Source organism: Algoriphagus boritolerans DSM 17298 = JCM 18970 (assembly GCF_900108085.1).
Lineage (GTDB): Bacteria > Bacteroidota > Bacteroidia > Cytophagales > Cyclobacteriaceae > Algoriphagus > Algoriphagus boritolerans.
The window spans coordinates 1-8,409 of record NZ_FNVR01000056.1 but is presented as its reverse complement, the minus strand read 5'-3'; the positions used below and the strand labels follow the sequence as shown (position 1 = coordinate 8,409).

The following is an 8,409-nucleotide window of genomic DNA, read 5'->3' as shown; positions in this document are numbered from 1 at the left end:
CTGATTATCAAACCATTGTCACGAACTGTCAGTATATAATTCGGCTACTGGCAGAATTCCGTATATTCATATATTATAATTTCAAAAAAAGAGAAACAAAACTTAAATCGATTGAGGGGAATTCAGCAAATTTTTTGGCCTTAAGAGGATTGTACACAGGTCAGCGTATTGCTGGAAATGTTTACTATAATGAGAATTATGCGATATCTATTGGTCCAACTTGGGGATTTCAGAGAAAAAAAGAAAATTTCAATACGCTATTTAGCATCGGTCCCGTTTACTACTTCGATTTGACTGGCACAAGTAATTGGCTTCCAATTTTCTTTGAGTTGAATCTAGGCTTTCATTTGAACAAAAAGTAGTTTGGTGTTTTAAAATCGAATATTCTTCAACAATTTGAATGAATTAGAATTATTCACCTGCCGTTCTTTGGGCAGGTGAATTTTTATTATATTAATGTTAGCATAGAAATCCGGCCTTAAACAAAGAATTAAAAGCAATGAAATTTTTTTTTAAAATTATTCTTTGGCTAACACTTTCCATTTTATCTTTTTCATGCGTAAGCTCAAAAATTTATTCAAAGACCAAATGCATGGAATGTCTAAACCAAAACCAAGGCATATTACTTTTGCCTTTATCATGGGATGCTGGTTTCCAGATTTTAAGTGTTCCTCAAAAAAACGAGTTGGAGAGAGAAATTCTCAAAATTCTTCTTGAGAAAAAAATTTCTAAGGTCGATCTCCTCGATAATATGGACTATGAATTACTTAATGCTCGAATCCTTGATTTAAATGATTCTACACAGCGAAGTAAAATTTTCACTCACCTTGGTTACAAATATTTGCTTGGGTTTAGGCAACTTCACCCTAATATTTTGAACAATTTTTAATTGGCCTAGTATTTCTTTGTGGGTCGTTTCCAGCTAATAACAAATTCCTTTTGATATAAAAGCAGGATCGAGTATCAAAAAAAGCTTTAATGAAGCTTTTTAGCGAGCGGACAGTTTGCATGGCGGGTAAGCTACGCTCAGACTATCGCTCATTTGGTTACTGATTGAGGAAATGGAAGCCTAGGCAAAGGGGGGTGATCTTTTTTTAAAATATTGAATTTTACTTTGTGATTTCCTCCAAACCTTCAATTGTGCTTTTTAATCCTACTAATATTATTGCTCTGTGGTCTTGATTCATTCCCAATAAGATGGGTCTAGAAGTAAACCTCTGAAAAATGACAGCCAGGAGTGCTTTGGAGGCCTGATTTTGCAGATCGTTTGTTGAGGCGAAATCTCTGTCCTTCTTGTCTGATAGTTCAAGATATCTGAAGAAATGAATATTGTTTTTTTCTATTTCCTCATATCGGTTTATTGTTAACTTTTTCTTTTTTACGTTATTCTTCCCCTTAAAGAATTCCCATATAATTAAATAAACCTGAGCTACTTCTTCGAATTCACTTTGATTTAAATCCGGCTGATAGCCCATTATTAGGGATAAAATAAAGGGCTGGTATTGATATAATTCGTCGATAATTTCATCAAGGTATTTTTTGGGATTTGCATCGATTTTTTCCAGAATTTGTTTTAAATCTTTAATCTCAGTAAAATCTTTGTTTGAAAAATCCATTTTTTACGATCAGTTAATCTGTGTTTAGCCATGGCAAATCAGGCTTTCATTCTTGTTCCCTGGAATTGACAAAGCTAAATTAACCCAATTCAATGAATTTTTAAAGCACGGTCATTTTAAATGATAGAAGCTGTGCGTTGAAAACTCCGGCTAGGATATGGGTCGTCCCTACGGGAAGAGCGAGCGTTAAGACTTTGTCCCGCGGACAAATGCGAGCAGCTAGCCATGGTTGGTGAGCGCATTCGAACCATTAATGGCTGGAATTGAGGATAATTTTTGGTTTTGGGAAATGCCGTAGGCATGGCCGATATAGTTTCATAATGAGATCAACAATAGGACAAAACCACAACAACACCAGCACAATTACACTAAAATGAAATCGTAAGAATCCCGCTGACCATCGAAAGGCAGGTGGACAAGGAATTGTGGGGAAGAGTCGAATACAAGGGTAACCTAATTACAGAATTTGCATAAACTGTAGCAGGACTGGAAGCCAAAATCAAGACACTACTTTGGGACTTTGAAGAGCTCGCACCAAAACCAGAACTGGTAATATTCACTTATCAATATGATATCTATGCGCTGTTTCAGAAGTTTGACTTCCTGAAGATCTCTACTGTAGCGGAGCATGCAGGGATGAATCCTGGACTTCTGAGGCGATACGTATCAGGTGCAAAAAGCCCCTCAGAAGAACAGGCAAAAAAATAGAACAGACACTACACAAGCTTGCTACTGAGATGAAAGAAGTAGTCATTGTTACTTCATAGAAGCAGGATTTTCACCCGAGGATTGTTTTGGAAACTGTTTAAAAAGAGTTCGACTCCCTTCGGGGTCGTGGATGTTTGGACCACGATCAATTTCCACGGGTTTGGGTTCGACTTCGCTCACCCACCAACCCGCGGTTATTGAAAAGTTTGACCACTTCGTAGTCATTTATTACAAATTCCGATATTGATAAATACGATCCTGAAACGGCATTCCCGATGAGCGCAGCGATTTCGGGAGGATCAAACTTCTCAATAGCCCTAGGGGTGGTCAGTGAGCGAAGTCGAACTGCAACCTAGGGAATTGGGAATCAAGGGCGAAATGGCAACCCCAGAGGAGTTGAACTATTTCTATGCAGATAGTGCAACAGGATTTATTTACAATCAAAACCCCAACTTCAATCCAATGGATAAAGTAGTTCAGCTTTTTGAAGAAAAGGTTGCTTTGATGGAACGGCTTTTAGAATCTGAATAAGAGAAGGTGGAGCTTCTGAAGAAGATGTTGGAGAAATAGGAATTCCCGATCATAAAAGGAGCCTTTCTGTTAATCAGGAAGGCTTTTTAAAGATAGTTCGACACCCTTCGGGGTCGTTTTGACCTTTATTATCCTTTTCCACGGGTTTCACCCGCGGCTATTGAAAGATTTGACCCCTGTCGGGGTCAGGAAATTGGCTTTCATAATGGATGGAATATAGATCCTGAAATGGCAGTCCCGATGTGTAGAGGAATTTAGATCCTGAAACGGCAGTCCCGATGAGCGCAGCGATTTCGGGAGGATCGAACTTCTCAATAGCCCTAGGTGCAACCTGGGGAAAAATGTAAACGAGGAAGAGGATGACAACCCCGGAGGGGTTGAACTATTTCCTGCCGACTTTTAAAGACAATACGCAGGTCTGGGCGAGCGTCAAACTACACCAAAGGGGGGTAAAAGAGTCGGTGAGTAACAAAAAATCTTAAAATCTGAATTTTGTTTTAGAACAAAAAAGTCTATTTCCATTATTTATAAAATTATTATTTATTTTAATATTTTCAATTTCTTTTGCATTTAGATCCATCTCGGAGTAGTCAAATCATTGTTTGGTCTGTGTGGAATTTGCAAATCCACTCTAATATAACTTACCAATTTTTAATTGAACTTATTTAATACCGTATTGTATCAAGTGTAAATATGTTTAGATAGAAAGTTGCAAATGCAATTTACATCTAATTTTAATCATTTTGCTACTATATCTGGAGAAGGGAATATTTAGGGCCAGTGATTAGCAAGAAGATAAATTCTAAACTCCTCATGAATTCTTTTAAATTATTTAATTCGTTCAAACTCTAAATCATGAAAATTTATTGGCATAAATCTTTTATATTCTTGATACTTCTTATTGATGTAAATATGTTTTTCTATTGAATTCATTCGTTCAAGATGGAAATCACTTTCACTATCAATTGTTGAAAAATTATTTTTTTCTTTTCATCTCACTCTCTCACTTCAACCCCTCCAAATAACTCACCAAATCCACCAGTTCCTGTTCGCTTAGCGGGAAAGCGGGCATCAGGGATTCGGATAGTTTGGTGATAGACGCGATGTCTGCAAGCTTGTAGATGGTTTGCTCACCCATTCCGACCAGCTTCACGATTAGGTCGTTTTCGGTTTTGGAGTTGATGTGGGTGGATATTTTCATTTTTCAGTAGTTTGAATTGATTTTGCAATTTCCATGGCCCGATGCAACTTATCAGCGAACCATTTCTTGTCTGGCAATTCGGTTAAGTATTGAGCAACTTTAATTTCCTTTTGATCCAGCATTAATAGCTCAATATGTTCAGTATTTCCCTCACTACAAAGGAGTAGGCCTATCGGACTTCCTTCTCCTTCCTGTACTTCATTTTTTTGCAACCATCTCAAATACAATTCCATCTGAGCTTTATGTTCTGGTTTGAATTTTCCTAATTTCAAGTCTATCGCAACAAGTCTTTTGAGTTTTCTGTGGTAGAAAAGAAGATCCAGATGATAGTCCACACTGTCTACTGCGATCCGTTTCTGCCTTTCCAAGAAGGCAAATCCATTTCCCAATTCCATGATGAATTGCTGTAAATTCTTGAGTAGAGCAGTTTCCAGATCTTTTTCCTTAAACGCTTGGGGTAGATTCAGGAAATCCAGGACATAGGTGTCTCTAAAAACTAATTCCGGATCAAGTGTATCTTCATTTTTCAAATTGGATAATGCTAATTTGATGGTCTGTTCGGGTTTTGAGGAAATTGCTGTTCGTTCAAAAACCATAGAATCTATTTTATCGCGTAAGGACCGGACGTTCCATTTTTCATAGATGCATAGTTTACTGTAGAACTCTTTTTTAATTGGGTTTTCTATGGTTCCTAATTCGATGAAGTGGCTCCAACTCAATTGTTGCGACAGTGTCGCAACAATTTCAAAGTCGAATGACTTTGCAACTTTGCACATTCGGGTCAAAGCAGAGTAGGAATAGCCTTTCCCGAATGTTTTCATCAAATCTTGCGACACTGTCGCAAGAATCTTTGCTCCATAGATACCTCTGTCCTCTTTCAGCAATTCTCTATTGATATAATCCCCGATTTGCCAATAAAGCATAGTCGTTTCCGCGTTGACAAAGACTGCAACTCGCCTTCTGGCAGTTTCAATTAGTTGTTCAATTCCTTTGAAAAGGGCTTCACTTTGAGAAATGATTTCTTCTTTCATTCTTTATTGGGATCCTATTAAGACTCTTAGGCTTTACCTCACTTCCTCATCCCCTCCAAATAACTCACCAAATCCACCAGTTCCTGTTCGCTTATCGGGAAGGCGGGCATCAAGGATTCGGAAAGTTGGGTGATGGATTCGATGTTGGCAAGCTTGTAGATGGTTTGTTCGCCGCTGCCGACGAGCTTCACGATCAGGTCGTTTTCGGTCTTGGAGTTGACGATGCAGCGGATTTCCTTGCCGTCTTTGAATTTGACGAGTTGGGTTTCATAGCCGAAGCCCATTCCTTCCGATGGGTTGATGATGGCATTGATCAGTCCTTCCCGACTGAGTTTACCTCCGATCTGGGAAAGGGCAGGGCCGAAGTCCACGCCTTCGTTTCCGATCTTATGACAGGCTATACAGTAAGTGGACGCCAAAGTTTTTCCCTTTTCCACTTCCCCTTTCGCAGAGAGCATTTTCACCAAGTCATAGCCTTGCGCGATGCTGTCTCCGTATTTTTCCAGAGCAAGCACACGGATATTTCCATTCCAGCTGCTCATCAGGATCTTCTGTGCGATAGGGAGCAGGTCAGCAGGAATCTGATCTGCTTTGGCCAGTTCCCAGAGTACTGCCTCGGACTGATAGCCCTTAGCTTCTTCCATGGCTGCGGTTCGGACAGCCGTGGAGGCTTGGTCGTTTTTCCAGAATTTAGCCAGCAGATTAGCCATATCAGGTGTATCTACCGCACCAAATTTGCGGATGGCGGCGATGGCCTTGGTTTCGTCGGGATTCTTCATAGCCTGCTCGATCTCACCCATGCCGTACAGAGCCGCGAAAAGTCCGGCGGACTGATTGGCCAAGCCCCGGTTTTCCTCCTGATACACCAAGCCTAGCAGACGTTCTTTTTGGTCTTTCAGCTGGTATTTGCGGACGATCTCGAGAAAATCCCGATCATCGGCAATTTCACCTGCCTTGGCTTTGGCCAGGTTGAGGAGTTGGACATCCGGTTTTTTGGAATCAAAAGCTACTTGTCTCAGGATGATCACCTGATCTTCGTTTTGGCCTTTGGCCAGGAGGTTTTTGAGGGTTTGGTTTTTCAGATCGGCGGTTTGGAAATCCAAAGCCCGGTAGTAGCGATGATCCGCAGGACTGTTTTCCGCCAGGATCAATTCCTCCAAGAGTGCCGGTGTGCCTGATGATCTCGACCTCCAAATCAGGTCTTTGGCCTCAGGTGAATTGCTCCATCCTTGACCCAGTTTGGCCAGGTAGGCCGGCAAATAGCTGTCCCAGCGGTATTCGGCCGCGATGCCCAAGGCCTCCAAGTACCAGCGGTCTCCGCTGCGATAGCCTTCCGCCAGTTTAAGCCATACTTCGGGAGCCTCTTTGTATCGGATGGCTATCGCCACTTCCCGACGCACCTGATCGGAAGGATCGGCAGCAAGTACAGGCAAGAAGGAGGGATCGTACAGCTTGTTCATTCGGGAGGCCCGAACTGCCGCCACGCGGATATTTTCATCGTCATCCGCTGCGGCTTGGCGGATATATTCCTCCCCATTGGGCAGCTTGCTCAGCAACCAAAAGGCTCGGGCTTTCATGCGGGAATCCTCGGAGGCATAGAGTTCTTCCAAAGCTTCTTTTGCCTCGACTCCCATTTCCTTCAATGCCATAAAAGCCTTGAAGTGAATCGCCCGATTGGGATTTTGCAGGAGTTCGATCAGGGATTCGATAGAAGAGTAATCCGGCGCTTCCACTTTGTATTTGGACTTTTTGGGAGCGAGGCGATAGACTCTGCCTTTTTCCAAATCCCCCACGGCATGGCCCCCCACTCCGGGATCGTACCAGTCGGAGATGAAAATCGAACCGTCAGGTGCCACGGTCACATCGGATGGGCGAAACCAATTGTCTCGCTTGTTGCCGTCCAAAATCGGCTTGACTTCACCCGTAAAACCTGCTCCGGAAGCCTGTACGGGATACATGCGGATCACATTGGGTCCGGCATCGGCGTGGATGACCTGATTTTGGTATTCGGCGGGGAGGAGTTTGCCTTCGTAGACGAGGATACCCGTGGGTGAACCCGCATAATTCTGTACCAAATTAGGCACTACGCCGGGATCATTCAGGTGCCAGTGCTGCTGCCAGACGGAGTCCTCCATATTGATGCGGCGGGTTCTCCAGTCGCTTTTTGTCATTTCGTCCTTGAAGCCGTAGTTGCCATAGTCCATCACATAGTTGATCCGCGTGGAGCGATTGCCGTCGTCGTCGTTGTCACTCTGCCACATGCGTCCGTAGCTGTCCACGGCGAGTTCGTAGTTGTTTCGGAAGTTCCAGGCCAGAACTTCCGGATTGCTGCCGTCCGGATCGCAGCGGAATACCATGCCTTCCTGATAGGGAGCCGTTTCTGAGGTGACGGGGCGACCCAATGGATCCAAAATTGGGGTTCCATCGGCATGATGCAGGCCTTTGCCCTCGTTGCCGTAGTTGAAATAGAGCTTTCCGTCTGGTCCAAACGTGAAGGCATGCATGCCGTGATCGTGCTGAACGCCGCCCACTCCCGTGAAAAGCACTTCTTTTCTGTCGGGCACATCGTCCCCGTTTTCATCGGTGAAGACAAAGACATTTGGACTGACGGAGACGAAGACTTTATTACCAAAAACCGCAATTCCCAAAGCCGCATTGATGTCGGTTCCTTGGTAGAAGACCGTGGATTTGTCCGCCTGACCATCTCCGTTGGTGTCTTCGAGGATCAGGATACGGTCTCCTTCGGCTTTGACCGGATTTTTGGGATTGAGTTGATTTCGGTAGTTGTAGGCCTCGGTGATCCATACCCGACCGCGGTCATCGATGTCCATGTTGGTAGGATTGGTCATCATGGGTTCGGAGGCGAAAAGTGTCAGTTCGAGGCGATCATCGAAAACTTCGATGCCATCAAGGGCATGATCCACCGAGCGTTTTTGCTCGTCAGTGAGTGCTGCATATTCCTCGTCGCCGAGTTGAGGTTTGGGGCTTTCACAGGAATAGATCAGGCTAGCGACAAAGAGCAGTGCGAGGATAGGCTTATTCATAGGTTTGGTTTTTTTGGGTTTGCTCGGTGAAAAAAGCGGAATGCAAAGCAAAATAGTTGATAAGGGGTTGTTTACCAAAAAGTTTTTCACCACTGAGAGCACTGAGAAAAGGAGAATTTACAGGGTCAGAGTTTTATGAGAGGAAGCGCAGGTGGTTCAAGGCTTCAGTCTTGGACCTTCATTCTTGCAGTCTTCGGACTGCAAAAAAATAACTACAGACATGGAAGATCACGAAGTTTTTCTCGTAGGCTCGCAAAATATTGCTACAAAGGTGCTAA

At 43.2% G+C, this 8,409-nt stretch carries 6 protein-coding genes and 1 pseudogene; 3 read left to right on the top strand and 4 right to left on the bottom strand.

The features are described 5' to 3' along the window. Positions 1-362, top strand: a pseudogene (locus C4S61_RS22450) (hypothetical protein); the annotation flags it as partial. Between the two features lie 230 nt (positions 363-592). Next, positions 593-889 (top strand): hypothetical protein, encoded by a 297-nt coding sequence (locus C4S61_RS21310; RefSeq protein ID WP_146064478.1) that lies wholly within the window; start codon positions 593-595, stop codon positions 887-889. 220 nt (positions 890-1,109) lie between these two features. Here C4S61_RS21310 and C4S61_RS21305 read toward each other — a convergent pair whose 3' ends face one another. Further along, a complete protein-coding gene (locus C4S61_RS21305; RefSeq protein WP_103926801.1) occupies positions 1,110-1,616 on the bottom strand; it encodes a hypothetical protein in 507 nt (168 codons plus the stop codon). A gap of 1,086 nt (positions 1,617-2,702) precedes the next feature. On the opposite strand from C4S61_RS21305, the gene C4S61_RS21955 reads away from it, so the two are divergent. Beyond that, the gene (locus tag C4S61_RS21955) at positions 2,703-2,855 is read left to right on the top strand and encodes a hypothetical protein (RefSeq protein WP_160111295.1); all 153 of its coding nucleotides are present in this window, start codon (positions 2,703-2,705) and stop codon (positions 2,853-2,855) included. A 1,003-nt stretch (positions 2,856-3,858) separates the two neighbouring features. On the opposite strand, the gene C4S61_RS21295 is transcribed toward C4S61_RS21955, so the two are convergent. The 3 genes from C4S61_RS21295 to C4S61_RS21285 are packed head-to-tail and all read right to left on the bottom strand — an operon-like array spanning position 3,859 to position 8,131. Further along, complete coding sequence (locus tag C4S61_RS21295) at positions 3,859-4,056, bottom strand: hypothetical protein (protein WP_103926799.1); 198 nt, start codon at positions 4,054-4,056, stop codon at positions 3,859-3,861. Beyond that, on the bottom strand, positions 4,053-5,087 hold the full coding sequence (locus C4S61_RS21290) for a PDDEXK nuclease domain-containing protein (protein ID WP_103926798.1): 1,035 nt from the start codon (positions 5,085-5,087) through the stop codon (positions 4,053-4,055). Before C4S61_RS21290 ends, C4S61_RS21295 begins: the two co-directional genes overlap by 4 nt. A 38-nt stretch (positions 5,088-5,125) precedes the next feature. Then, positions 5,126-8,131 (bottom strand): PVC-type heme-binding CxxCH protein, encoded by a 3,006-nt coding sequence (locus C4S61_RS21285; RefSeq protein WP_103926797.1) that lies wholly within the window; start codon positions 8,129-8,131, stop codon positions 5,126-5,128. Positions 8,132-8,409: the final 278 nt, after the last annotated feature.